The sequence below is a fragment of the Streptomyces sp. NPDC002742 genome, assembly GCF_042888885.1.
Taxonomy (GTDB): domain Bacteria; phylum Actinomycetota; class Actinomycetes; order Streptomycetales; family Streptomycetaceae; genus Streptomyces.
Genome location: NZ_JBIAQF010000006.1, coordinates 246,952 through 272,569 on the forward strand (window position 1 = coordinate 246,952; position 25,618 = coordinate 272,569).

A 25,618-nucleotide genomic window follows, 5' to 3' on the forward strand; every position below is an offset into this window, starting at 1 on the left:
AGCGTCGGACTGTGGGCACAATTGGTTTCTGCGTCGGACAGCGCGCAATGGATGGGGAGGCAGGGACGACGGTGGCGGAACGGAGCACGGCTGCCGTCGACGTGGCAGACAACAGCGGTGACGAGCCGCTGACCGCCAAGGCGGACCAGACCACGTCCGACGGGGTGGCCCACAACCGGGACCGGGAGCGGGAAACGGACAGCAAAGAGGCACAGGGGAGCGGCGGGACCGAGAGTCCCGGAAAGGCCTCACCGCCCGAACTGCACAGCGGTCACAAACTCGCCAGGCGCTACCGCCTCGAAGAGTGCGTCACCCGTCTGGACGGTTTCAGCAGTTGGCGCGCGATGGACGAGAAGCTCCGCCGTGCCGTCGGGGTGCACCTGCTGCCCGCCGATCATCCGCGGGCCCGCTCAGTACTGGCGGCGGCCCGTTCCTCCGCCCTGCTGGGCGATCCCCGGTTCGTCCAGGTCCTGGACGCGGTCGAGGAGAACGACCTCGTCTACGTGGTGCACGAGTGGCTGCCGGACGCCACCGAGCTCACCGCGCTCCTCGCCTCGGGTCCCCTCGAGGTGCACGAGTCCTACCAGATGGTCAGCCAGGTCTCCCAGGCCATGGCCGCCGCGCACCGCGAAGGCCTCGCCCATCTGAAGCTGACCCCGGGCGCCCTGCTGCGCACGTCGTCCGGCCAGTGGCGTATCCGCGGGCTCGCCGTGAACGCGGCGCTGCGCGGCATCAGCTCGAACACCCCGCAGCGATCCGACACGGAAGCGATCGGCGCACTCCTGTACGCCTCCCTGACCCAGCGCTGGCCGTACGACAACGACGCCTACGGCCTTTCAGGGCTGCCCAAGGGCGTTGGTCTCATCGCACCCGACCAGGTGCGGGCCGGTGTGCACCGGGGCCTGTCGGAGCTCGCCATGCGCGCGCTCGCCAACGACGGTGCGACCGCCTCCCGCCACGAGTCCCCGTGCACCACGCCTGAGGAACTCGTGAAGGCGATCAGCGAGATGCCCCGCATCCGCCCGCCGGAGCCCACGTTCACCGCACCGCCCGAGTACCAGCGCACGACGTACCAGCAGGGCACGTACGGCCGCCAGTCGCCGCGTCCGGGTGTCACCCAGCCCGTGCCGGCTCCACCGCCCCCGCTGCAGAGCCGCACCGGCACAGCCCTGAAGTGGGCCGTCTCGGCTCTCCTCATCGCCGCACTGGGCCTGGGGAGTTGGCAGTTGGCGGACGCGCTGATGGACCACAGCAAGTCCGACGACACCAAGAAGACCCAGACGACGGACGGCAACGAGAAGGGCCCGGCCAAGCCGACCAGCACGTCGATCGCCATCAGCGGTGCGCGCGACTTCGACCCGTTCGGCGACGGTTCCGAAAAGCCTTCCGACATAGACAAGGTCTACGACAGCGCTTCGGGTACGTACTGGCAGACGGACTTCTACAAGAGCGCAGACTTCGGACGGTTGAAGCCAGGGCTCGGCGTCATCCTCGATCTCGGCAAGGTCCAGCAGGTCGGGAAGGTGACCGTCTCCTTCGTGGGGGCCACTTCCGTTGAACTCCGCGCCGCCTCAGGTGACACAGCTACGGAGCCGCCCTCCTTCAACAGCTACACCAAGGTCGCCAACGGCTCGGGTACGGCCGTGTCACTCAAGCCCGCCAAAGCCCTCAAGACACGGTACTTGCTGGTCTGGCTGACACAGCTACCGCAAACGGATGACGGCACGTACCGGGGCAGAGTGGTGGACGTCAAGGTGACCAGCTAGAACACCCTGGCCATCACTGATGTGAAGTTCACCGGCTGACGATCGTCGACGGAGGGGAGGGGGTCCGATGGCCGATGAAGCCGCTTATGGCGAAGCAAACGATCAGGACCTCCTTGCCCGCCATGTCGGGGGCGATCCCGAGGCCTTCGGTGAGCTTGTGCGGCGCCATCGCGACCGCCTGTGGGCGGTGGCCCTGCGAACGCTGGGAGACCGCGAGGAGGCCGCTGACGCGGTCCAGGACGCGCTCGTCTCGGCCTACCGGGCCGCCCACACCTTCCGCGGCCAGTCGGCCGTCACGACCTGGCTGCACCGCATCACGGTGAACGCCTGCCTGGACCGCGCCCGCAAGGCGGCGTCCAGGAAGACGTCCCCCGTCGACGACACCCAGCACTTGGAGCAGCTCCTCGAACCACACGAGTCTGCCGCCGCTCCGGCCGAGCGCAATGATCTCCACCGCGAGCTCATAGGCGCACTGGGTACTCTCCCGGCCGACCAGCGCGCCGCCCTCGTCCTGGTGGACATGCAGGGCTACCCCGTCGCCGAGGCAGCCCGCATCCTCGATGTGCCGACCGGCACGGTGAAGAGCCGCTGTGCCCGCGGCAGAGCCAGACTGCTTCCTCTCCTCACCCATCTCCGCACGGAGAACTCTGGTGGCGAGGGGACCAAGAAGTCGGGCGGCGGACGGAACCGGACGCAGGGGACATCCGTCCCACCCGCAGCGGGACCGCAGGAATCAAGACCCCGCGACGCAGGGCCAGGCGATTCAGCTGCCGTGAAGGGCGGAGGTGGGCGAGCGTGACATCCACGACGGACAAGGCCGGGCACCCGGACGTCGCGGAGATCTCCGACCTCACCGAGGGTCTGCTCTCGGCATCCCGTACCGAGGACGTACGACAGCACCTCGATGGATGCGTGCTCTGCACCGACGTGTACGACTCCCTGGAGGAGATCCGCAGCCTGCTGGGTACTCTCCCGGGACCATCGCACATGCCCGACGATGTAGCCGGGCGTATCGATGCCGCCCTGGCCGCGGAAGCCTTGCTGAGTGCCACAGCTCCCGATGAGACATCCGAAGCGGACGGCGATCGCGCTCTTGTTTCACGTGAAACGTCGGCTGTCGGCAGCCCTTCGGGACATCCTCGTGCGGCCACCGGACCCGGGCGTCCCCACCGAACGCGCCGTGGGCGGCGCAGGACGGTCCTCCTCACCACCGCCTTCGCGGCCGCCGCCCTGGGACTGGGCGCCATCCTCGTGCAGTCGTTGGGCGGCGACAGCTCCGGCAAGGGCTCCCAGACAGCGACCCGGCAAGAGTCCGGGTCGCCAAGCACCTTTTCCGAGAAGACGCTGAAGAGCGAGGTCTCGGACCTCCTCGCGAAGAAAACGACGTCGGGTGACAGCTCGGCCAGTGCGAAGCCCTGGGGCGCCGAGTCGCAGGACGGCGGAACCGACTCGGGCGGCGTCAAGACCTTGATCACCCCCACACCCGCGGTGCCCCAGTGTGTCGAGCAGGGGACCGGGGACCCCGGAGTACTCCTCGCAGCCAAGGAGGGCTCGTACCGGGGAACGGGCGTCTACCTTCTCGTGGTGGCCGACGCCTCCGACAGGACGAAGGTAACGGCCTACATCGTCGATTCCTCCTGCGGGAAGCAAGCTTCTCCGTCGCCCGGAAAGCTGCTGCTGACACGGTCGTACGCGCGGTCCTGAACCCGTCGGCTTCAGGTTCCTGGGCACATCGACCGGCAGTGTCCCGAGCGTCCCGTTCGTACATCCTGACGCTTCCAAGCCCAGCGGTGTGCTTCCCAGACGCCACTTGGCATCTCCGTCCGATACCCGGTCTCCGTGTGCCCTGACACAGCGGGAATTGAAGCCCCTTAGGATCCGTTGGGTGGGGTGAGAGTACTGAGAGAGGCTCCCACCGGTACGCAGCAGTCTCCAGAGACGAGGAATCAAGCCGTGAGCGACGTCCGTAACGTGATCATCATCGGGTCTGGGCCCGCCGGCTACACGGCGGCGCTCTACACCGCGCGCGCGTCGCTGAAGCCGCTGGTCTTCGAAGGCGCCGTCACCGCAGGCGGTGCGCTGATGAACACCACCGAAGTCGAGAACTTCCCCGGATTCCAGGACGGCATCATGGGCCCCGAGCTCATGGACAACATGCGCGCCCAGGCCGAGCGCTTCGGTGCCGAGCTGGTCCCGGACGATGTCGTCGCCGTCGACCTGACGGGCGAGATCAAGACCGTCACCGACACCGCCGGCACGGTGCACCGCGCCAAGGCCGTGATCGTCACGACGGGCTCGCAGCACCGCAAGCTGGGCCTGCCCAACGAGGACACGCTCTCCGGGCGTGGCGTCTCCTGGTGCGCGACCTGTGACGGCTTCTTCTTCAAGGACCATGACATCGCCGTGATCGGCGGTGGCGACACCGCGATGGAGGAAGCCACCTTCCTCTCGCGCTTCGCCAAGTCCGTGACGATCGTCCACCGCCGGGACAGCCTCCGCGCCTCCAAGGCGATGCAGGAGCGTGCCTTCGCCGACCCGAAGATCAAGTTCATCTGGGACAGCGAGGTCGCCGAGATCAAGGGCGATCCCAAGCTGGCCGGTCTGACGCTGCGCAACCTCAAGACCGGCGAGACCTCGGAGCTGCCGGTGACCGGTCTGTTCATCGCGATCGGTCATGACCCGCGCACCGAGCTCTTCAAGGGTCAGCTCGACCTGGACGGCGAGGGCTACCTGAAGGTCGCCGCACCTTCGACCCGCACGAACCTGACCGGTGTCTTCGGCGCCGGTGACGTCGTCGACCACACGTACCGCCAGGCGATCACCGCAGCCGGTACCGGCTGCTCCGCCGCCCTCGACGCCGAGCGTTACCTCGCCGCCCTCACGGACAGCGAGACGGCCGCTGCGGCCGCCACCGTCTGATCCGCACCCCCTCCCTCCCCACCGCACCAACAAGTTAAGGAGCCCGCCGTGGCCGGCACCCTCAAGAACGTGACTGACGACTCCTTCGAGCAGGATGTCCTCAAGAGCGACAAGCCCGTCCTGGTGGACTTCTGGGCCGCCTGGTGCGGTCCCTGCCGTCAGATCGCCCCTTCGTTGGAGGCGATCGCCGCCGAGCACGGCGACAAGATCGAGATCGTCAAGCTCAACATCGACGAGAACCCGGCCACGGCCGCAAAGTACGGCGTCATGTCGATCCCGACCCTGAACGTCTATCAGGGAGGCGAGGTCGCCAAGACCATCGTCGGTGCGAAGCCCAAGGCCGCCATCGTGCGCGACCTCGAGGACTTCATCTCGGAGTAGTCGTTGACTGCCGCACAGGCAGCGTGTGTTTCACGTGAAACACGAATGGGCCACCCCATTGCCATTGGGGGTGGCCCATTCGCTTTACCCGAGAGACACCGATGCCGGTCCCAGCTCCACGCGTGCGGTCAGCCGACCGTCACAAAGGACGAAGCGCAGGCTCCTTCTGTACCGCTCCAAGGAGACGGTCCAGCGCCATCTCCACGTCTTCCTTCCAGGAGAGTGCCGTCCGCAGTTCCAGCCTCAGACGGGGGTACCTGGGGTGGGGCCGCACGGTCTTGAAGCCCACCGCGAGCAGATGGTCGGCGGGAAGCACACAGGCGGGTTCCTTCCACCGGGCGTCTCCGAACGCCTCGATGGCCTTGAACCCCCGGCGGAGCAGATCCTTGGCCACCGTCTGCACCATCACCCGTCCCAGGCCCTGCCCCTGATAGCCCGGCATGATGAACGAGGTCATGAGCTGAACCGCGTCCGGCGCCACGGGGCTCGTGGGGAACGCCGTGGAGCGGGGGACGTAGGCGGGCGGCGCGTAGAGCACGAAGCCCACCGGTACATCGTCCACGTAGGCAACCCGGCCGCAGGATCCCCAGTCCAGCAGAACCGAAGAGATCCACGCTTCCTTCTCCAGCCCGGGTCTGCCTGCCTTTACCGCGGCTTCACTGCTGACGGGGTCCAGCTCCCAGAAGACACACGCACGACAGCGCTGGGGAAGGTCCGGAAGGTTGTCCAGCGTGAGCGGTACGAGCCGACGCCCCATGAAGGCTGTTCCTCGCTTCCTTCGCCCGCAGCGTCACGGGCGGCTGTCAGATGGCTCCGCTCTCTGAGCAGGCTGCCGACGAATCCGCCGACCGCTCCCAAGCCCAGACCCGCGGTCACCAGTCCGGTACGGCTCACGGTTTGCATGGCCCCTGCCTCCCCGATGAAGGTGCTGCCAGGTGGATGCGCCATACCCAATCGCATCGTATCGACGATGCGATTCCATCGATACTGCCAGAAAGCAAAGAGCGGGCCGTGTCCGGTACACACCGGACACGGCCCGCTTTCACGGTGAACCGAGCAGAGGTCGATCCCCCAGGAAGCCGACTCAGTCTTCCGAGTCGTCGGAGTCGTCGTCCAGAAGGCTCTTCTGGAGGACCGGTCCCTCACCCGGGGCGAGGGAGCCGAGGATGCGCTCAAGGTCATCCATCGAAGCGAACTCGACAGTGATCTTGCCCTTCTTCTGCCCCAGGTCGACCTTCACTCGGGTCTCGAAGCGGTCCGAGAGACGTGTCGCCAGATCGCTCAGTGCCGGAGAGACCCGGCTGCCGGCCCGCGGCCCCTTGGAGCGCTGGGCCGTCTGCGGACGCGACCCCATGAGGGTGACGATCTCCTCCACGGCCCGCACCGAAAGTCCCTCGGCGACGATGCGGTGAGCCAGGCGGTCCTGCTCCTCCGAGTCGTCGACGGCGAGGAGCGCCCGCGCATGCCCTGCTGAGAGAACCCCGGCGGCAACGCGGCGCTGAACCGACGGCGAGAGCTTCAGCAGACGCAAGGTGTTGGAGACCTGCGGACGCGACCGTCCGATCCGGTCCGCCAGCTGGTCGTGCGTGCAGTTGAAGTCCTTGAGCAGCTGATCGTAGGCCGCCGCCTCTTCCAGCGGGTTCAGCTGAGCCCGGTGAAGGTTCTCAAGGAGCGCGTCCAGGAGAAGCTTCTCGTCCTCCGTGGCTCGCACGATCGCAGGGATGGCCTCAAGTCCCGCCTCGCGACAGGCCCGGAAGCGGCGCTCTCCCATGATGAGCTCGTAGCGCGCCGGACCCACCTGGCGTACGACGACAGGCTGGAGAAGACCGACCTCCTTGATGGAGGTGACGAGCTCAGAGAGAGCGTCCTCGTCGAAGACCTCGCGCGGCTGTCGCGGGTTCGGCGTGATGTAGTCGAGGGGCAGTTCGGCGAAGTGAGCACCGACAGGCGCCTGAGGCGTCTCCAGGGCTCCGTTCGACAACAACTCCTCTGTTTCATGTGAAACAGGCGCCAGCGTGGTCACCTTTGCCGCCGCCACCCCACGCTCCGCTGTGAGTACGGGGCCGGCAGCAGGCGAGGCGGACGCCCCACTCGCCGAAACACCCGGACGCTCACCTGTCGGAGCCGCAGGGATCAGTGCGCCAAGGCCCCGCCCCAGACCCCGTCGTCGCTCACTCACTGGATCCCCTCCACCATGTTCTGATCGTTCTGTCCGCCCACATGGGCCTGTTGCGCGTCGTACGCCATTCCGACTCCTCGGAGGGCGATTTCGCGGGCGGCCTCAAGATACGAGAGAGCACCGCTCGAACCCGGATCGTAGGTCAGAACCGTCTGCCCATAGCTCGGAGCCTCCGAAATACGGACCGAGCGCGGAATGCTCGTCCGCAGCACCTCCTCACCGAAGTGGCTGCGCACCTCCTCCGCGACCTGGGACGCGAGGCGCGTCCGACCGTCATACATGGTGAGCAGAATCGTCGAGACGTGGAGGTCCGGGTTGAGGTGCCCTCGTACCAGGTCGACGTTACGCAGGAGCTGTCCCAAGCCTTCCAGCGCGTAGTACTCGCACTGGATGGGGATGAGGACTTCCGCGCCGGCGACCAGTGCGTTGACCGTCAGCAGGCCGAGCGACGGCGGGCAGTCGATGAGGATGTAGTCCAGCGGCTGCTCGTACGCCAGGATCGCCCGCTCCAGCCGGCTCTCGCGCGCCACCAAAGACACCAGCTCGATCTCCGCACCGGCGAGATCAATCGTGGCGGGGGCGCAGAAGAGACCCTCGACATCAGGGACCGGCTGCACGACTTCGGATAGCGGCTTGCTGTCGATCAGAACGTCGTAGATCGATGGAACCTCGGCGTGGTGGTCGATACCCAGCGCGGTGGAGGCATTGCCCTGAGGGTCGAGGTCGATCACCAGAACCCGGCCACCGTGCAGGGCCAACGAGGCAGCAAGGTTGACCGTGGTCGTGGTCTTACCCACCCCACCCTTCTGGTTGGCAACCACCATGACTCGGGTCTGCTCGGGCCGTGGCAGGCCCTCACCGGCGCGACCTAGCGCCTCCACAGCCAGCTGGGCAGCACGACCGATGGGAGTGTCGTCCATCGGGGGCGGTGTTTCACGTGAAACATCCTCCCCCATCGACTCGGTACGGGGACCGGGGACCGGATCGGTCATCGGTCCCGCGATGTTGGCGTCGGACCGCAAGGATTCACTCTCCTCGACTTCAGGCTCGCAATGAACAGAGCCTCCCATGCCATCGGGGTCGTGAACCAGCGAGGCCCGTTGTTCTGTGGAGAAATCCACCTCTGTGGACAACTCCACACCCTTTCCGAGTGAGCCGAGAGGCCTCCGGTCCCGAGGTTCGGCCGCGGCGCGGCCACGACTGATGATGCCGTGCAACAGTGAGCGACGTTTCACGTGAAACACGATGCCCAGCCACTCAGGCCAACACAGCGCGACACTCCGATACATGCAGGTTTGGCAGCATTCGTGGAGTGCGTCCTCTCATCAGGGCTGATGCAGCGGGAGTGACAAATAACTCCCGGCCCTGAACGCAGAAACTCCCGGCCCCCTCACGTGGGAACCGGGAGTAGCGATGCTCACATCGTCCAGATCAGCGTCGGCGACGTGTCCGGCCCGTCCTGGCGGCCTTCGCTCGCTTCGCCGCGAAGCGCACACCACCGGGGCTCTCGCCCACCTCCACCCGCACCACGGTGGACAGCGGGTCCACGATGCCCTCACCGACGTGCAGGATGGACGTCTCCACGGCACCGAGCTTGCTCAGCGCCGTGGCAGAGGCCTTCAGCTCCTCCTCCGCGGTGTCACCCTTGAGGGCCAGCATCTCGCCGTACGGGCGCAGCAGGGGGATACCCCAGGCCGCCAGCCGGTCGAGCGGCGCAACCGCCCTGGCAGTCACCACATGAACCGGCTGCAGCTTCCCCATGACCTCCTCGGCGCGACCGCGCACGACGGTCACATGGTCAAGACCGAGCAGCTCCACGACCTCGGTGAGGAAGGTCGTCCGGCGCAGCAGAGGCTCAAGCAGCGTGATCTTGATGTCCTCCCGGACGAGTGCCAGCGGGATACCGGGCAGCCCCGCACCGGAGCCGACGTCGCACACGGTCACGCCCTCGGGCACCACCTCGGAGAGCACCGCACAGTTCAGCAGGTGCCGCTCCCACAGCCGGGGCACTTCACGGGGGCCGATCAGCCCGCGCTGCACACCCGCCTCGGCCAGCAGTTCCGCGTACCGGACCGCGTCCGCGAAGCGATCACCGAATACTTCGCGCGCCTGCTCGGGCGCCGGGGGAAGCTCCGCTGCCTCCGTCACGGGGGACCGTCCTTCCGTACTGCCTAAGCGCACTGAGCGCTGATCACCAGGACTACCAGGCTGACAAAATTCGGCCCCGCCTGCGCAACAGACGGGGCCGAAGGAACGTACGTACCGATCAGGCGGGGAGCACGACGACGAAGCGCTGCGGCTCCTCGCCCTCGGACTCGCTGCGCAGGCCCGCGGCCTTGACCGCGTCGTGCACCACCTTGCGCTCGAAGGGCGTCATCGGGTCCATCCTGACCGGCTCACCGGAGCTCTTGACCTCGGCGGCGGCCTTGGCACCCAGCTCGGAGAGCTCTTCGCGCTTCTTGGCCCGGAATCCCGCGATGTCCAGCATCAGCCGGCTGCGGTCCCCGGTCTCCCGGTGCACGGCCAGGCGCGTGAGCTCCTGGAGTGCCTCCAGCACCTCGCCGTCCCGGCCGACCAGCTTGTGCAGGTCGCGGCCGCCCGAGTCGCTGATGATCGAGACAGCGGCGCGGTCGGCCTCGACGTCCATGTCGATGTCGCCGTCGAGATCGGCGATGTCGAGCAGACCCTCGAGGTAGTCCGCCGCGATCTCGCCCTCCTGCTCCAGGCGGGTCAGGGTGTCGCCCTCAGCGGCGGCGGAGGTGGTGCCTTCCGTCACGGGATGGACTCCTTCTTACTTCTTGGACGGGGACTTGGGCCGCTGTGGGCCCTTGCGCTGTCCGGACTGGGCCTTGCTGCGGGTACCGGCGCCGGGCTTGTTCCCGCTTCCGGGAGCCCGCTGTGCGGCGGAGGGCTTGTCGTCCTGCGGCTCGTCGGACTTGGTCAGCGAGGTCTTCGGCTCGGACTCGTCCTCCGCCTTGAGCGTGCCGGCTGCCGTCGCGCCCGACTGGCGCTGCGACTTGGACTGCCGCTTCGGCTGCTGCCGCTTGGGGGCGGCGGCCGCGGTGGTCGTGGTGCCGTCCTCGGACTCGACGACCGTCGCGCTCTCGCCCTTCAGCACGAGACCGTCCGGCTGGGCCACGAGGCCCGCCTTGGTCAGGCTGTTGATGAACTTGCGCTCGAACTCGTTGCGGTCACGGCCCTTGGCGACGATGGCCTTGATGATGGCCTTCTCACTGCGGCGGCGCGTCTTGCCGTGGAGCGTGACGTGCTTCTGCAAGCGCTCCAGGTAAGCGGCCTGAGCCTTCGATCCCGGGGTCGGGTTGTTGCGGATGACGTACATCTGCTGGCCCATGGTCCACACGTTGGTGGTCAGCCAGTAGACGAGGACACCGACCGGGAAGTTGATGCCGAAGACGGCGAACATCACCGGGAACACGTACATCAGCATCTTCTGCTGCTGCATGAAGGGCGTCTTCACCGTGGTGTCGACGTTCTTCGTCATCAGCTGACGCTGGGTGTAGAACTGCGAAGCCGACATCATCACGATCATGATCGCGGTGACGACGCGGACGTCCGTCAGTGAAGCACCGAGCGCTTCGACCGTGCTCTGGCTGTCCGTGAACTTCGCTGCGAGGGGGGCACCGAAGATGTGCGCCTTACGGGCACTGGCCAGCAACGAATCGTTGATGACACCGATCGTCGAGCCCGTCGCGATGGCGTTGAGCACGTGGTACAGGGCGAAGAAGAACGGCGACTGGGCCAGGATGGGAAGGCACGAGGAGAGCGGGTTGGTACCCGTCTCCTTGTACAGCTTCATCATCTCTTCGGACTGGCGCTGCTTGTCGTTCTTGTAGCGCTCCTGGATCTTCTTCATCTCGGGCTGCAGCGTCTGCATGGCCCGGGTGGCCTTGATCTGCTTCACAAAGAGCGGGATCAGGCAGATACGGATCAAGATCACCAGGGAAACGATGGACAAGCCCCAGGCCCAGCCCGTATCGGGACCGAAGATCTTCCCGTACACGGCGTGGAACTGGACGATGACCCAGGAAACAGGTGTCGTGATGAAGCTGAAAAGGCCGGCAATCGTGTCCACTAATCAAGCTCCTTGAGCATGGGACGGGGTCTCGGCGGCCGGGCCCGGGGCAGTGGTGTCCCCGGTGGCCGGTTCGGCGGCGGAGGTCCCGCCCTTGCGTGCACGCCAGGCGTTACGCAGCAATTCGTGCCACCGCGGACGCTTGCGTTGCGGAACATGGTCCACACCGCCCAGCGACCACGGATTGCACCGGAGGATGCGCCAGGCGGTAAGTGCCGTTCCCTTGATCGCACCGTGCCGGTCGATGGCTGTGTAGCCGTAGCGGGAGCACGACGGGTAGTACTTGCAGACCGGCCCGAGCAACGGGCTGATCGTCCACTGGTACAGCTTGATGAGTGCAAGCAGTGGGTACTTCATCGCGCGCCCCCTCCCAGCAGCCGCTGCAGGGCGGCGTCCAGGTCTCGGGCCAGCTGTTCATGGTCGGCGTCACCCGCACCGGGCAGCGCTCGTACGACTACCAGGCTACCGGGGGGCAACAGGGCGACTCGGTCGCGCATCAGATGGCGAAGCCTGCGCTTCACCTTGTTGCGAACGACCGCTCCGCCCACGGCTTTGCTCACGACGAAACCCGCACGCGTCGAGGGAGCGCTCTCCCCAGGCGCGTGCGGGTCCGGTGCACCGCTACGTAGATGGACGACGAGAAGCGGGCGTCCGGCCCGGCGTCCTCGGCGTACCGCGGTCGCGAAGTCTTCGCGCCGCCTCAGCCGATGCTCGGTAGGCAGCACGAGATCATGACCTGTAAGTAATCAGGCGGACAGGCTGGCGCGACCCTTGCCACGGCGGTTCGCGAGAATCGCGCGGCCGGCACGGGTGCGCATCCGCAGGCGGAAGCCGTGGGTCTTGGCGCGACGACGGTTGTTCGGCTGGAAGGTGCGCTTGCTCACTAGGGGGCTCCAGAAAGAATCGGTGGTGGCGGGGTGCCGCCCTGGCTGTCACCGTGCGCCCACGAGGAAACTCGTATTACGCCCGAGTGCACCGCTTCCCGATCACTCTTCGCGATCTGTGCCCATCGGAGGCAGGCGGCAGCAGCCATCGACAACTCGACCTGGTTACGGTACGCGCGGCTGCGCCATCCGGTCAAACCAGCCCCTGACAGGAGACACTATCCACAGGCTGGGGACAACAACTTGAACCGCACCCGTCGCCCTGACTACCGTGGCTGAACTCCGATTCGTTCCCTTCTCACCGCCCCAGCGGATTTGTTCCCCCCGCCCCAAGCGACTGACATCCCAACCTGTTCCCAGAACCACACGTTCGTGGGACCCATGAGAGAGCGTGCCCCGTGGCTGACGTACCTGCCGATCTTGCCGCAGTGTGGCCACGCGTACTGGAACAACTTCTGGGCGAGGGCCGCGGGCAGGGTGTCGAGGCGAAGGACGAACACTGGATCAAGCGCTGCCAGCCCCTGGCGCTGGTCGCGGACACCGCTCTGCTCGCCGTCCCCAACGAGTTCGCGAAGAACGTACTGGAGGGCCGTCTCGCGCCGATCGTCAGCGAGACACTGAGCCGTGAGTGCGGCCGTCCCATCCGTATCGCCATCACCGTGGACGACTCCGCCGGCGAGCCCGCCCCTCCCCGCTACGAGGAGCCCGAGCTCCCGGCCGGACCGGGCCAGGGCCGTGACCCCTACGAGAACCAGGGCCGAGAAGACCGAGGTGCGTACGACAGCGGCCAGGGCCGCGACGACCGGAACCCGTACGAGGGCCAGGGACGGGACGAACGCGGCACCTACGACGGCCAGGGCCGCGAGGACCGCGGCGGTTACGAGAGCGGCGGTCAGGGCCGTGACGACCGGGGTGGCGCGTACGAGCCGCAGGGGCGCGAGGACCGCGGTCCTTACGACTCCCGTCGCGACGGATACGAGGGGTACGGCCGCCACCGCGCCGACGACCACCGCGGCGGCCGCGCCGAACCGCTGCCCGGGGCACCGGGCGACCAGTTGCCGACCGCCCGTCCCGCGTACCCGGACTACCAGCGCCCGGAGCCGGGTGCCTGGCCGCGCCACTCCCAGGACGACTACGGCTGGCAGCAGCAGCGCCTCGGCTTCCCCGAGCGGGACCCCTACGCCTCGCCGCCCCAGGACTACCGGCCGCAGTCGATGGACCGCTCGCCCTACGAGCAGCAGCGCCAGGACTACGACCAGCGTTCCGACCGCCGTGATCTGCAGGACCCCTCCGGCGGCGGCCAGGGACGCAGGGGCGGCCCCTCTCTGCCGTCCGCGGGCGGTGCCCCCGGGTCGAAGGCCACGCAGCCCGCGCCGGCCTCTGGTCCGGGCGAACCCACCGCGCGGCTGAACCCGAAGTACCTCTTCGACACGTTCGTGATCGGCGCCTCGAACCGCTTCGCGCACGCAGCCGCCGTGGCCGTCGCCGAGGCCCCGGCGAAGGCGTACAACCCCCTCTTCATCTACGGGGAGTCGGGACTCGGCAAGACGCACCTGCTGCACGCGATCGGGCACTACGCGCGCAGTCTCTACCCGGGTACACGAGTGCGTTACGTGAGCTCGGAGGAGTTCACCAACGAGTTCATCAACTCCATCCGTGACGGCAAGGGTGACAGCTTCCGCAAGCGGTACCGGGAGATGGACATCCTGCTCGTCGACGACATCCAGTTCCTCGCGGACAAGGAGTCGACACAGGAGGAGTTCTTCCACACGTTCAACACGCTCCACAACGCGAACAAGCAGATCGTGCTCTCCAGCGACCGGCCGCCCAAGCAGCTGGTCACGCTGGAGGACCGGCTGCGGAACCGCTTCGAGTGGGGTCTGATCACCGACGTCCAGCCGCCCGAGCTGGAGACCCGTATCGCCATCCTCCGCAAGAAGGCGGTGCAGGAACAGCTCAACGCCCCGCCGGAGGTGCTGGAGTTCATCGCGTCCCGGATCTCGCGCAACATCCGCGAGCTGGAGGGCGCGCTGATCCGGGTGACGGCGTTCGCGTCGCTCAACCGGCAGCCGGTGGACCTCGGTCTGACGGAGATCGTCCTCAAGGATCTGATCCCCGGCGGCGAGGACTCGGCCCCCGAGATCACCGCGACCGCGATCATGGCGGCCACCGCCGACTACTTCGGGCTCACGGTGGACGACCTGTGCGGCTCCTCACGCAGCCGCGTCCTGGTGACGGCACGGCAGATCGCCATGTACCTGTGCCGCGAGCTCACCGATCTGTCGCTGCCGAAGATCGGGGCACAGTTCGGCGGCCGCGACCACACGACGGTGATGCACGCCGACCGCAAGATCCGCGCGCTGATGGCCGAACGCCGCTCCATCTACAACCAGGTCACCGAACTCACGAACCGCATCAAGAACGGTTGACGGAGACCGGCTTCGGTACCGGCACCGACACTCGCTTCGGCTTCGGAACCGACCGCGACACTCGCTTCGGCTTCAAAACCGACCGCGACGCCCGCTCCGACATCGCGATCGGCCCGCTCGCTCGAAGGTCAGCGGTCGTCGGTCAGCGGTGGTCGGGCCAGAGGTCAGCGGTCGTCGGTCAGCGGTCGGCCAGCGGTGACCGGCCGGATCCAGAAGCGGCTGTACGTGCCTGAGGGCGCCCTGGGACGACTTCCCGGGGCGCCCTTCGCCGTTCCCGTTCCCGTTCCCGCACCCGCACCCAGAGATGTCGGCACGCGCCGAAGGACCCGGGACCGGGCGCGGACCTTGTCCCCAGCTCGGCGCTCGGAGCCGGCTCGGCCGATGCGCCGACGGGTCCTGGCACGCGCTCGAAGCGGCCCAGCCGCACGCTCGGAGAGGTCCGAAAACCTCCTCCGAGGGCCGCGGACACGCTTCTTGAGGGCTTCGGGCCCCCGTTCCGAGCGCTCCCGCCATGTTTTCACCGCTACCGACCCGACACCTGCTGTTCGAATCCGAGCCGGGTTACGGCCACTCTCCACAGATGTGGCGACTTTCTTCCGTCCACATCCTGGGGACTGGGAAGTTGTCCAGATCTTTTCCACAGGAAGCATTGTTGAAAGACCATCAGACCAGGTCAACCGCCTGTGGATTCGTGGACAAAAACTCTCCACAGCCTGTGGATGAAGGAAGGATCCACAGGCTGTACGCGAAGTTGTCCACCGGTGACCCACAGGCCGGGGTCGGTTGTCCCCAGTGATCCCCAGCTTCTCCACACCTCTGTCCACTGTTCGGCAACGCGCCGCGCCATCTCACCGCGTCGAGTGAAAGGCGTCACATCAAGGTGCCGGATTGGGCTGTGGGGAACGTGGGTAAAGCTGGGGACAGCCCTGGGGAGAAGTGACCTCAACCTGTGGATCGAGTGTGCAGAACTTTTCGCCGTCCACAGATACCCCCGGTTGTCCACCGCCTCCACCCACAGGCTCGGTGGACAAAAAAGCGCGTCTGAGCTGCGAAAACGGGGTTATCCACGGTTTCCACAGGCCCTACTACTAAGACCAACTAGAGAGAGCCTGAGAACCGTTTCGAAGTGGGGGCTGTGCACAACTCGCCCTCGGAGGCTCAAGTGCCGCCCGGTACGACTTGACCCCGAGAGGCACCGACTGTCAGCGCCGTGCGTCAGACTGGTCCCCGGTGTCCTTCCCCTCAGCGGTCCGAGCGACACCGAGTCAGACGACGAAGGCCTGCAGGGCGAGAGCGCCGGCAACAGACGGAGGCGGCAACGGTGAAGATCCGGGTGGAACGCGACGTACTCGCGGAGGCAGTGGCCTGGGCGGCACGCAGCCTCCCGGCCCGTCCACCGGCGCCTGTGCTCGCCGGCCTCCTTCTGAAGGCCGAGGAGGGCGCACTGAGCCTCTCCAGCTTCGACTACGAGGTCTCGGCGCGGGTCTCCGTGGACGCGGAGATCGACGAGGAGGGCACGGTCCTCGTGTCCGGTCGCCTCCTCGCGGACATCTGCCGGGCGCTCCCCAACCGGCCGGTGGAGATTTCCACAGACGGTGTACGGGCGACCGTGGTCTGCGGCTCTTCCCGGTTCACACTCCACACCCTGCCTGTGGAGGAGTACCCGGCACTGCCCCAGATGCCTTCGGCCACCGGCACCGTTCCCGGTGAGGTCTTCGCCTCGGCCGCAGCACAGGTGGCCATCGCAGCCGGGCGCGACGACACGCTCCCCGTGCTCACCGGTGTCCGCATCGAGATCGAGGGCGACAAGGTCACCCTGGCGTCCACCGACCGCTACCGCTTCGCGGTCCGCGAGTTCCTGTGGAAGCCGGAGAACCCGGAGGCGTCCGCGGTCGCCCTGGTGCCCGCCAAGACGCTCCTGGACACCGCCAAGGCCCTCACGGGCGGCGACAGCGTGATCCTGGCGCTGTCCGGCTCCGGCGCGGGCGAGGGCCTGATCGGCTTCGAGGGTGCCGGGCGGCGTACGACCACCCGGCTGCTCGAAGGCGACCTCCCGAAGTACCGCTCGCTGTTCCCGACGGAGTTCAACTCCATCGCCGTCATCGAGACCGCCCCCTTCGTGGAGGCCGTCAAGCGTGTGGCCCTGGTCGCCGAGCGGAACACTCCCGTGCGGCTGAGCTTCGAGCAGGGCGTGCTGATCCTGGAGGCCGGCTCCAGCGACGACGCACAGGCTGTGGAAAGGGTCGACGCCCAGCTGGAGGGCGACGACGTCTCGATCGCCTTCAACCCGACGTTCCTGCTCGACGGCCTCAGCGCCATCGACTCGCCGGTGGCCCAGCTCTCCTTCACGACGTCCACGAAGCCCGCGCTGCTGAGCGGCAGGCCCGCCGTGGACGCGGAGGCGGACGAGGCCTACAAGTACCTGATCATGCCGGTGCGTCTGTCCGGCTGACCCCGGAGCCCGCCGGTCCCCAGGGCCCGGCGGGCCGCACCGCGGGTGGGGCATGCGTCTGAGCGGGTATGCCCACAGATGTGCGTGAGTTCCCCCGGTGCCCGAAAGGCGTGGGTGGTACCCCCAGGTCTAGGCTCGGACCAGGTACGAGAGTGCCCTCACGCCACGTCGCAACCCCTAAGGAACAACTGATGGAGCTCGGTCTCGTCGGCCTCGGCAAGATGGGCGGCAACATGCGCGAGCGGATCCGCCGCGCAGGTCACACCGTCATCGGATACGACCGCAACCCGGACCTCGCCGATGTCCACAGCCTGGAAGAACTCGTGGGCAAGCTCAAGGGGCCGCGCGTGGTGTGGGTCATGGTCCCCGCGGGCGCCGCGACCCAGTCCACCGTCGACGAGCTGGCCGCCCTGCTGGAGCCCGGCGACATCGTCGTGGACGGTGGCAACTCTCGCTGGACGGACGACGAGAAGCACGCCGTCGAGCTGGGCATCAAGGGCATCGGTTTCGTCGACTGCGGCGTCTCCGGCGGCGTCTGGGGCCTGGAGAACGGCTATGCGCTGATGTACGGCGGCCGCGCCGAGCATGTCGCCCTGGTGCAGCCGATCTTCGACGCGCTCAAGCCCGAGGGCGACTTCGGAGCGGTGCACGCCGGCAAGGTCGGCGCGGGCCACTTCGCGAAGATGGTCCACAACGGCATCGAGTACGCCATGATGCAGGCCTACGCCGAGGGCTGGGAGCTCCTGGAGAAGGCCGACTCCGTCACGGACGTGCGTGAGGTCTTCCGCTCCTGGCAGGAAGGCACGGTCATCCGCTCCTGGCTGCTCGACCTCGCCGTCAACGCGCTGGACGAGGACGAGCACCTGGAGAAGCTCAAGGGCTACGCACAGGACTCCGGCGAGGGCCGGTGGACCGTGGAGGCTGCCATCGACCACGCGGTGCCGCTTCCCGCGATCACCGCGTCGCTCTTCGCCCGCTTCGCCTCGCGGCAGGACGACTCGCCGCAGATGAAGATGATCGCGGCGCTGCGCAACCAGTTCGGCGGCCACGCCGTCGAGAAGGCCTGATCGACGCCCCGGGTTCTCCACACCCGGGGTGACCCGGTTGTCCACAGCCGGGGAAGAAACCTGAGGACCGGGCCCACCCGGACCCCGGGGAGAACCGGAACACCACGCTGGGGGAGGTCGGCGAACGATCATGCACGTCACGCATCTGTCGCTGGCCGACTACCGCTCGTACGCCCGGGTCGAGGTCCCGCTGGACCCGGGCGTCACCGCGTTCGTGGGTCCCAACGGACAGGGCAAGACGAACCTGGTCGAGGCCGTCGGCTATCTCGCGACCCTGGGCAGTCACCGCGTCTCCTCCGACGCGCCGCTCGTCCGCATGGGCGCCGACCGGGCGATCATCCGGGCCAACGTCCGCCAGGGAGAGCGCCAGCAGCTCATCGAGCTGGAGCTGAACCCCGGCAAGGCCAACCGCGCCCGCATCAACAGGTCCTCCCAGGTCAGACCACGTGACGTACTCGGCATCGTACGAACCGTCCTGTTCGCCCCCGAGGATCTCGCCCTGGTCAAGGGCGACCCCGGAGAGCGACGCCGGTTCCTCGACGAGCTGATCACCGCCCGCTCCCCGCGCATGGCGGGCGTCCGCTCCGACTACGACCGGGTCCTCAAGCAGCGCAACACCCTCCTGAAGTCGGCCGCGCTGGCCCGCAGGCACGGCGGCCGCACCATGGACCTGTCCACGCTCGACGTGTGGGACCAGCACCTCGCGCGCGTGGGCGCCGAACTGCTGGCCCAGCGGCTCGACCTGGTCGCCGCGCTCCAGCCGCTGGCCGACAAGGCCTACGAGCAGCTGGCACCGGGCGGTGGACCCGTCGCCCTGGAGTACAAGGCGTCCTCGCCCGGCATCACGGGCCACGCCCGCGAGGAGCTCTACGCGCAGCTGATGGCCGCCATGGAAGAGGCCCGCAAGCCGGAGATCGAGCGGGGTGTGACCCTCGTAGGGCCCCATCGGGACGATCTGGTGCTCAAACTCGGTCAGCTGCCCGCCAAGGGATACGCCTCCCACGGCGAGTCCTGGTCCTACGCGCTGGCGCTGCGCCTGGCCTCGTACGACCTGCTCAGGGCCGAGGGCAACGAGCCGGTGCTGGTCCTCGACGACGTCTTCGCGGAGTTGGACAGCCGCAGGCGGGAGCGGCTGGCGGAGCTCGTCGCGCCCGGCGAGCAGGTGCTCGTGACGGCCGCCGTGGACGACGACGTACCGGACGTACTGGCCGGGACGCGGTACGCCGTGTCCGAGGGCAGGGTGGAGCGCGTATGACGGAGAACACATCGGGAACGGGTGCCGAGGGCACGTCCGGCGCCGCACCACGCAAGCAGACCCCCGAGCCGTCCGGTGTCGACCTCGCACGCGTGGCGCTGCGTGCCGCGAAGGAGCAGGCACGCGCGCGTGGGGACGCGGCCCAGCAGAAGAAGCAGGCGCGGCGCGGCGGCGGCCTGCGCTCCGGCTCGGGTGCCGACGGACGCGACCCCATGGCGCTCGGCGCCGCCATCAACCGGCTGCTCAGTGAACGCGGCTGGGAGGCCCCGGCCGCGGTGGGCGGTGTGATGGGGCGCTGGCCGCAGATCGTCGGCGACGACCTGGCCAACCACTGCGTTCCGCTGCGCTACGACGACGACCCGGCCGAACGGGTGCTGACGGTGCAGTGCGACTCGACCGCCTGGGCGACCCAGCTGCGTCTGCTGGCACCGCAGTTGGTCGCGCGGCTGAACCAGGACCTCGGCCACGGCACGGTGCGCCTGCTCAAGGTCCAGGGGCCGACGGGCCCCCCGCGCCGCTACGGTCCGCTGCGTGCTCCGGGCAGTACGGGTCCCGGCGACACCTACGGATGACCGTTCCACGACGGTCGGGCTGTGGACGGCGGCCCCGCGCGGACGCCGCTCAGCCCTGCCGGTGACCGATGCCGCGACACCCGCGGATGACGTCCAAGCCGTCGTCCCGGATGTCGGCCGCGGCTGGTCGTGACGGATTCCGGGCCGTCGGTCGCGCCTGTCCGGACTGCGGCTGATCCGTCATCCACGACGGACCGCCACCACGACGGACCGCCGCTCGTGGCCGATCCATGCGGCGGCGGGCCCGTCGGCCCGGTGATCGAGACCACGCCGGGCGCGGATCCAGCTGACAGCGAACGGATTTCTGGCCGTCCCTCCCGGCGGAACGCGGCCTTGTGACGCTCGTGACCGTGGTGCGCGCGGCCGCCGTGCGTCGGAGTCGGCGACCGCTCGCCGCGCGTTACCAGCCCCCCTCCAGGACCCTGTTGGTGGGTGACTCGCGGTTCCCTCGCCGACATGACGGCGGTCCATGGGCCGCGCCGCACCTGGCCACCCCTGCCCACTGATCTGGCAGAGCATCGATAATCCCAGGTCAGAGGTATTTCCGGCGTTCTCCGGCGTCCGCGTCGGCCGCCCGGAAGGACGCTTCGCGACGGGCTCCCGCCGACCGCCGCGGCCAGCCGCGCGCAATGGCGAAAGTCGACCTGACTCGTCAGTAGCCAAGGGTTGACACCCCGAAGCGCTGAGTGCCGCTGTAAGCCTCTTTGGGCCCTGGTCCGCATATGGGGAGTCGGACGAGACCGGTTCAGGGCGGCACATGCGGACTCAGGTACCGGCAAACCCCCATCACTGTCGGCGCTACCGGTAGACTGGAAGCTAATCCCGCCCCACTAGTGGGACGCACCGAGCAACGCTGACCAAGGCTTACCAACGCAACACGCCGCAGCCGCTCCGGCCACCCGCCGGGAGTTCGGCTTGTGCTGTGCCAGAAAGGGCGCTTCGTGGCCGATTCCGGCAACCCCAACGAGAACATCCCGTCCACCGACATCGGCGCAAACGGCGAGGTCACAGCCTCGTACGACGCCAGTGCCATCACCGTCCTCGAGGGTCTGGACGCGGTCCGCAAGCGACCCGGCATGTACATCGGTTCCACCGGTGAGCGTGGACTCCACCACCTCGTGTACGAGGTGGTGGACAACTCGGTCGACGAGGCGCTCGCCGGCCACGCGGACACGATCGACATCACGATCCTTCCGGACGGCGGCGTACGCGTCGTCGACAACGGCCGCGGCATCCCGGTGGGCATCGTCGCGTCCGAGGGCAAGCCGGCCCTCGAGGTCGTGCTGACCGTGCTGCACGCGGGCGGCAAGTTCGGCGGCGGCGGCTACGCGGTCTCCGGCGGTCTGCACGGCGTCGGCGTCTCCGTCGTGAACGCCCTGTCGAGCAAGATCTCCGTCGAGGTCAAGACGGACGGCCACCGGTGGACGCAGGACTACAAGCTGGGCGTCCCGACGGCTCCTCTGTCCAAGCACGAGGCCACGGACGAGACCGGAACGTCGGTCACCTTCTGGGCCGACGCGGACATCTTCGAGACCACGGAGTACTCCTTCGAGACGCTCTCGCGGCGTTTCCAGGAGATGGCGTTCCTCAACAAGGGTTTGACTATCAAACTCACTGATGAGCGCGATTCGGCGAAGGCCGTTGCCGGGGCGGACGAGGCGGGCGCCGACGAGAAGGACGAAGTCAAGACCGTCACGTACCACTACGAAGGCGGCATCGTCGACTTCGTGAAGTACCTCAACTCCCGCAAGGGAGAAGCGGTGCACCCCACCGTCATCGACCTCGAAGCCGAGGACAAGGACAAGAGCCTGTCCCTCGAGGTCGCGATGCAGTGGAACAGCGGCTACAGCGAGGGCGTGTACTCCTTCGCCAACATCATCCACACCCACGAGGGCGGTACGCACGAGGAAGGCTTCCGTGCGGCACTGACCTCGCTCATCAACAAGTACGCGCGCGACAAGAAGCTGCTCCGCGAGAAGGACGACAACCTCACGGGCGACGACATCCGCGAGGGTCTGACCGCGATCATCTCGGTCAAGCTGAGCGAGCCTCAGTTCGAGGGCCAGACCAAGACCAAGCTGGGCAACACGGAGGCGAAGACCTTCGTCCAGAAGGCGGTCTACGAGCACCTCAACGACTGGCTGGACCGCAACCCGGTCGAGGCCGCGGACATCATCCGCAAGTCCATCCAGGCGGCCACCGCGCGCGTGGCGGCCCGCAAGGCGCGTGACCTCACCCGTCGCAAGGGCCTTCTGGAGTCGGCGTCCCTGCCGGGCAAGCTCTCCGACTGCCAGTCGAACGACCCCATCAAGTGCGAGATCTTCATCGTCGAGGGTGACTCCGCCGGCGGTTCGGCCAAGTCCGGCCGCAATCCGCAGTACCAGGCGATCCTCCCGATCCGAGGAAAGATCCTCAACGTCGAGAAGGCGCGGATCGACAAGATCCTGCAGAACCAGGAGATCCAGGCACTGATCTCCGCCTTCGGCACCGGAGTCCACGAGGACTTCGACATCGCGAAGCTCCGCTATCACAAGATCATTCTGATGGCGGACGCCGACGTCGACGGCCAGCACATCAACACCCTGCTGCTGACCTTCCTGTTCCGCTTCATGCGGCCCCTGGTCGAGGCCGGGCACGTGTTCCTGTCGCGCCCGCCGCTCTACAAGATCAAGTGGGGCCGGGACGACTTCGAGTACGCGTACTCGGACCGCGAGCGCGACGCGCTGATCGAGCTCGGCCGCCAGGCGGGCAAGCGCGTCCGCGAGGACTCGATCCAGCGCTTCAAGGGTCTCGGTGAGATGAACGCCGAGGAACTGCGCATCACGACCATGGACCAGGAGCACCGAGTCCTCGGCCAGGTCACGCTCGACGACGCCGCCCAGGCCGACGACCTGTTCTCGGTCCTCATGGGCGAGGACGTCGAGGCGCGCCGCGCGTTCATCCAGCGCAATGCCAAGGACGTCCGCTTCCTCGACATCTGAGTCGGTCTCAGCTGACCGCGTCAGAAAGGATCTTCACCAGCAATGACCGACGAGAACACACCGAGCAATCCTGAAGCGGGCGACATCGCCATGCGTATCGAGCCCGTCGGGCTCGAGACCGAGATGCAGCGCTCGTACCTCGACTACGCGATGTCCGTCATCGTGTCGCGCGCGCTGCCCGACGTGCGGGACGGTCTCAAGCCCGTCCACCGCCGTGTCCTGTACGCCATGTACGACGGCGGCTACCGGCCCGAGAAGGGCTTCTACAAGTGCGCCCGCGTCGTCGGCGACGTCATGGGCACCTACCACCCGCACGGCGACTCCTCGATCTACGACGCGCTGGTCCGCCTCGCGCAGCCCTGGTCGATGCGGATGCCGCTGGTGGACTCCAACGGCAACTTCGGCTCTCCCGGCAACGACCCGGCCGCCGCCATGCGGTACACCGAGTGCAAGCTGAAGCCGCTGTCCATGGAGATGGTCCGCGACATCGACGAGGAGACCGTCGATTTCACGGACAACTACGACGGCCGCAACCAGGAGCCGACGGTCCTGCCGGCCCGCTTCCCGAACCTGCTGATCAACGGCTCGGCGGGCATCGCGGTCGGTATGGCCACCAACATCCCGCCGCACAACCTGCGCGAGGTCGCGGCCGGCGCCCAGTGGTACCTGGAGAACCCCGAGGCCTCCCACGAGGAGCTCCTGGACGCCCTGATCGAGCGCATCAAGGGCCCCGACTTCCCGAGCGGCGCCCTGGTGGTGGGCCGCAAGGGCATCGAGGAGGCGTACCGCACGGGCCGTGGCTCCATCACGATGCGCGCGGTCGTCGACGTCGAGGAGATCCAGAACCGCCAGTGCCTGGTGGTGACCGAACTCCCGTACCAGGTCAACCCCGACAACCTCGCCCAGAAGATCGCCGACCTGGTCAAGGACGGCAAGGTCGGCGGCATCGCGGACGTGCGGGACGAGACCAGCTCACGTACCGGCCAGCGGCTCGTGATCGTGCTCAAGAGGGACGCCGTCGCCAAGGTCGTCCTGAACAACCTCTACAAGCACACCGACCTGCAGACGAACTTCGGCGCGAACATGCTGGCGCTCGTCGACGGTGTGCCGCGCACCCTCTCCCTGGACGCGTTCATCCGCCACTGGGTGACGCACCAGATCGAGGTCATCGTCCGCCGTACGAAGTTCCGGCTGCGCAAGGCCGAGGAGCGCGCGCACATCCTGCGCGGCCTCCTGAAGGCCCTGGACGCCATCGACGAGGTCATCGCCCTCATCCGGCGCAGCGACACCGTGGAGATCGCTCGAGAGGGCCTGATGGGCCTCCTGGAGATCGACGAGATCCAGGCCAACGCGATCCTCGAGATGCAGCTTCGCCGGCTCGCCGCCCTGGAGCGCCAGAAGATCATCCAGGAGCACGACGAGCTCCAGGCCAAGATCCGCGAGTACAACGAGATCCTCGCCTCGCCGGTGCGTCAGCGCGGCATCATCAGCGAGGAGCTCGCCGCGATCGTCGAGAAGTTCGGCGACGACCGCCGCTCCAAGCTGGTGCCCTTCGACGGTGACATGTCCATCGAGGACCTCATCGCCGAAGAGGACATCGTCGTCACCATCACCCGGGGCGGCTACATCAAGCGCACCAAGACGGAGGACTACCGCTCGCAGAAGCGGGGCGGCAAGGGCGTACGCGGCACGAAACTGAAGCAGGACGACATCGTCGACCACTTCTTCGTGTCGACGACGCACCACTGGCTGCTGTTCTTCACCAACAAGGGCCGTGTCTACCGCGCCAAGGCCTACGAGCTCCCGGACGCCGGCCGTGACGCGCGCGGCCAGCACGTCGCCAACCTGCTGGCCTTCCAGCCGGACGAGGCGATCGCCGAGATCCTCGCGATCCGCGACTACGAGGCGGCGCCCTACCTGGTGCTGGCCACGAAGGGCGGACTGGTCAAGAAGACGCCGCTCAAGGATTACGATTCGCCCCGCGCGGGTGGCGTCATCGCGATCAACCTTCGGGAGACGGAGGACGGATCCGACGACGAACTGATCGGAGCCGAACTCGTATCGGCGGAGGATGATCTGCTCCTGATCAGCAAGAAGGCGCAGTCGATCAGGTTCACCGCGACGGATGACGCTTTGCGACCGATGGGCCGTGCGACCTCGGGCGTCAAGGGCATGAGCTTCCGCGAGAGCGACGAGCTGCTCTCGATGAATGTTGTTCGACCCGGTACGTTCGTGTTCACTGCCACAGACGGTGGGTACGCGAAGCGGACCGCCGTCGACGAGTACCGCGTCCAGGGTCGTGGCGGCCTCGGTATCAAGGCCGCCAAGATCGTCGAGGACCGCGGCTCCCTCGTCGGCGCGCTGGTGGTCGAGGAGACCGACGAGATCCTCGCCATCACACTGTCCGGTGGTGTGATTCGTACGCGAGTCAACGAGGTCAGGGAGACGGGCCGTGACACCATGGGCGTCCAACTGATCAACCTGGGCAAGCGCGATGCCGTGGTCGGCATCGCTCGTAACGCCGAGGCCGGTCGTGAGGCGGAGGAAGTCGACGGCGACGTCGTCGTGGACGAGACCGCCGAAGTCGTCGAGGCCATCGGTACGGAAGAGGGCGAGCCGTCCTCGGCCGAGTAGCGCGAG

General features: G+C 67.5%; 21 protein-coding genes. 12 read left to right on the forward strand and 9 right to left on the reverse strand.

The window, feature by feature from the left end:
- Window positions 1–71: 71 nt before the first annotated feature.
- From ACFYW8_RS12780 to trxA, 5 genes are all read left to right on the forward strand, one after another.
- The gene (locus ACFYW8_RS12780) at window positions 72–1,766 is read left to right on the forward strand and encodes a protein kinase family protein (protein WP_389071863.1); all 1,695 of its coding nucleotides are present in this window, start codon (window positions 72–74) and stop codon (window positions 1,764–1,766) included.
- A gap of 67 nt (window positions 1,767–1,833) precedes the next feature.
- Window positions 1,834–2,565: an RNA polymerase sigma factor SigM gene (sigM, locus tag ACFYW8_RS12785; RefSeq protein WP_365869345.1), complete on the forward strand. Its 732-nt coding sequence runs from the start codon at window positions 1,834–1,836 to the stop codon at window positions 2,563–2,565.
- The gene (locus ACFYW8_RS12790) at window positions 2,562–3,470 is read left to right on the forward strand and encodes a hypothetical protein (protein WP_389071870.1); all 909 of its coding nucleotides are present in this window, start codon (window positions 2,562–2,564) and stop codon (window positions 3,468–3,470) included. The genes sigM and ACFYW8_RS12790 overlap by 4 nt, the downstream gene beginning before the upstream one ends.
- A 249-nt stretch (window positions 3,471–3,719) precedes the next feature.
- Window positions 3,720–4,685 carry a thioredoxin-disulfide reductase gene (gene trxB / locus ACFYW8_RS12795; protein WP_365869343.1) on the forward strand — a complete coding sequence of 322 codons (966 nt, stop codon included), beginning with the start codon at window positions 3,720–3,722 and terminating at the stop codon, window positions 4,683–4,685.
- Window positions 4,686–4,733: 48 nt separating this feature from the next.
- The gene (trxA, locus tag ACFYW8_RS12800; protein WP_351869333.1) at window positions 4,734–5,066 is read left to right on the forward strand and encodes a thioredoxin; all 333 of its coding nucleotides are present in this window, start codon (window positions 4,734–4,736) and stop codon (window positions 5,064–5,066) included.
- A gap of 139 nt (window positions 5,067–5,205) precedes the next feature.
- Here the strand turns inward: trxA and ACFYW8_RS12805 are convergent, their stop codons facing one another.
- The 9 genes from ACFYW8_RS12805 to rpmH all read right to left on the reverse strand — a co-directional run bounded on the left by ACFYW8_RS12805 (window position 5,206) and on the right by rpmH (window position 12,222).
- Window positions 5,206–5,823: a GNAT family N-acetyltransferase gene (locus ACFYW8_RS12805; RefSeq protein WP_365869342.1), complete on the reverse strand. Its 618-nt coding sequence runs from the start codon at window positions 5,821–5,823 to the stop codon at window positions 5,206–5,208.
- A gap of 327 nt (window positions 5,824–6,150) precedes the next feature.
- Complete coding sequence (locus tag ACFYW8_RS12810; protein ID WP_389071880.1) at window positions 6,151–7,245, reverse strand: ParB/RepB/Spo0J family partition protein; 1,095 nt, start codon at window positions 7,243–7,245, stop codon at window positions 6,151–6,153.
- On the reverse strand, window positions 7,242–8,315 hold the full coding sequence (locus ACFYW8_RS12815) for a ParA family protein (RefSeq protein ID WP_365869580.1): 1,074 nt from the start codon (window positions 8,313–8,315) through the stop codon (window positions 7,242–7,244). Before ACFYW8_RS12815 ends, ACFYW8_RS12810 begins: the two co-directional genes overlap by 4 nt.
- Before the next feature lie 361 nt (window positions 8,316–8,676).
- Entirely contained in the window at window positions 8,677–9,393 is a 717-nt protein-coding gene (gene rsmG, locus ACFYW8_RS12820) for a 16S rRNA (guanine(527)-N(7))-methyltransferase RsmG (RefSeq protein WP_261703728.1), read from the reverse strand.
- A gap of 118 nt (window positions 9,394–9,511) precedes the next feature.
- The gene (locus ACFYW8_RS12825; protein WP_365869340.1) at window positions 9,512–10,021 is read right to left on the reverse strand and encodes a R3H domain-containing nucleic acid-binding protein; all 510 of its coding nucleotides are present in this window, start codon (window positions 10,019–10,021) and stop codon (window positions 9,512–9,514) included.
- A gap of 15 nt (window positions 10,022–10,036) precedes the next feature.
- On the reverse strand, window positions 10,037–11,338 hold the full coding sequence (gene yidC / locus ACFYW8_RS12830) for a membrane protein insertase YidC (RefSeq protein WP_389071890.1): 1,302 nt from the start codon (window positions 11,336–11,338) through the stop codon (window positions 10,037–10,039).
- A 3-nt stretch (window positions 11,339–11,341) separates the two neighbouring features.
- A complete protein-coding gene (gene yidD, locus ACFYW8_RS12835; RefSeq protein ID WP_261703725.1) occupies window positions 11,342–11,695 on the reverse strand; it encodes a membrane protein insertion efficiency factor YidD in 354 nt (117 codons plus the stop codon).
- Window positions 11,692–12,063, reverse strand: a complete 372-nt coding sequence (rnpA, locus tag ACFYW8_RS12840) for a ribonuclease P protein component (protein WP_078942937.1) — start codon at window positions 12,061–12,063, stop codon at window positions 11,692–11,694. The genes yidD and rnpA overlap by 4 nt, the downstream gene beginning before the upstream one ends.
- Before the next feature lie 21 nt (window positions 12,064–12,084).
- Window positions 12,085–12,222, reverse strand: coding sequence for a 50S ribosomal protein L34 (gene rpmH, locus ACFYW8_RS12845; protein ID WP_006381191.1), 138 nt, complete (start codon window positions 12,220–12,222; stop codon window positions 12,085–12,087).
- 398 nt (window positions 12,223–12,620) lie between these two features.
- On the opposite strand from rpmH, the gene dnaA reads away from it, so the two are divergent.
- From dnaA to gyrA, 7 genes are all read left to right on the forward strand, one after another.
- Window positions 12,621–14,651: a chromosomal replication initiator protein DnaA gene (gene dnaA / locus ACFYW8_RS12850; RefSeq protein WP_365869338.1), complete on the forward strand. Its 2,031-nt coding sequence runs from the start codon at window positions 12,621–12,623 to the stop codon at window positions 14,649–14,651.
- A 1,321-nt stretch (window positions 14,652–15,972) separates the two neighbouring features.
- Window positions 15,973–17,103, forward strand: a complete 1,131-nt coding sequence (gene dnaN / locus ACFYW8_RS12855; protein WP_351124219.1) for a DNA polymerase III subunit beta — start codon at window positions 15,973–15,975, stop codon at window positions 17,101–17,103.
- A 191-nt stretch (window positions 17,104–17,294) separates the two neighbouring features.
- Window positions 17,295–18,170 carry a phosphogluconate dehydrogenase (NAD(+)-dependent, decarboxylating) gene (gene gnd, locus ACFYW8_RS12860; RefSeq protein WP_389071905.1) on the forward strand — a complete coding sequence of 292 codons (876 nt, stop codon included), beginning with the start codon at window positions 17,295–17,297 and terminating at the stop codon, window positions 18,168–18,170.
- A gap of 130 nt (window positions 18,171–18,300) precedes the next feature.
- Entirely contained in the window at window positions 18,301–19,425 is a 1,125-nt protein-coding gene (gene recF, locus ACFYW8_RS12865; RefSeq protein ID WP_365869336.1) for a DNA replication/repair protein RecF, read from the forward strand.
- The gene (locus ACFYW8_RS12870; RefSeq protein ID WP_389071913.1) at window positions 19,422–19,997 is read left to right on the forward strand and encodes a DUF721 domain-containing protein; all 576 of its coding nucleotides are present in this window, start codon (window positions 19,422–19,424) and stop codon (window positions 19,995–19,997) included. The genes recF and ACFYW8_RS12870 overlap by 4 nt, the downstream gene beginning before the upstream one ends.
- Window positions 19,998–20,914: 917 nt before the next feature.
- Complete coding sequence (gyrB, locus tag ACFYW8_RS12875) at window positions 20,915–22,978, forward strand: DNA topoisomerase (ATP-hydrolyzing) subunit B (protein WP_365869334.1); 2,064 nt, start codon at window positions 20,915–20,917, stop codon at window positions 22,976–22,978.
- 42 nt (window positions 22,979–23,020) lie between these two features.
- Window positions 23,021–25,612, forward strand: coding sequence for a DNA gyrase subunit A (gene gyrA, locus ACFYW8_RS12880; RefSeq protein WP_365869333.1), 2,592 nt, complete (start codon window positions 23,021–23,023; stop codon window positions 25,610–25,612).
- Window positions 25,613–25,618: the final 6 nt, after the last annotated feature.

Coding starts and splice junctions, on each gene's coding strand:
- ACFYW8_RS12870 (WP_389071913.1), top strand. CDS start 19,422: ATGACGGAGAACACATCGGGAACGGGTGCCGAGGGCACGTCCGGCGCC.
- ACFYW8_RS12815 (WP_365869580.1), bottom strand. CDS start 8,315: ATGGGAGGCTCTGTTCATTGCGAGCCTGAAGTCGAGGAGAGTGAATCC.
- gyrA (WP_365869333.1), top strand. CDS start 23,021: ATGACCGACGAGAACACACCGAGCAATCCTGAAGCGGGCGACATCGCC.
- yidD (WP_261703725.1), bottom strand. CDS start 11,695: ATGAAGTACCCACTGCTTGCACTCATCAAGCTGTACCAGTGGACGATC.
- ACFYW8_RS12805 (WP_365869342.1), bottom strand. CDS start 5,823: ATGGGGCGTCGGCTCGTACCGCTCACGCTGGACAACCTTCCGGACCTT.
- sigM (WP_365869345.1), top strand. CDS start 1,834: ATGGCCGATGAAGCCGCTTATGGCGAAGCAAACGATCAGGACCTCCTT.
- recF (WP_365869336.1), top strand. CDS start 18,301: ATGCACGTCACGCATCTGTCGCTGGCCGACTACCGCTCGTACGCCCGG.
- gnd (WP_389071905.1), top strand. CDS start 17,295: ATGGAGCTCGGTCTCGTCGGCCTCGGCAAGATGGGCGGCAACATGCGC.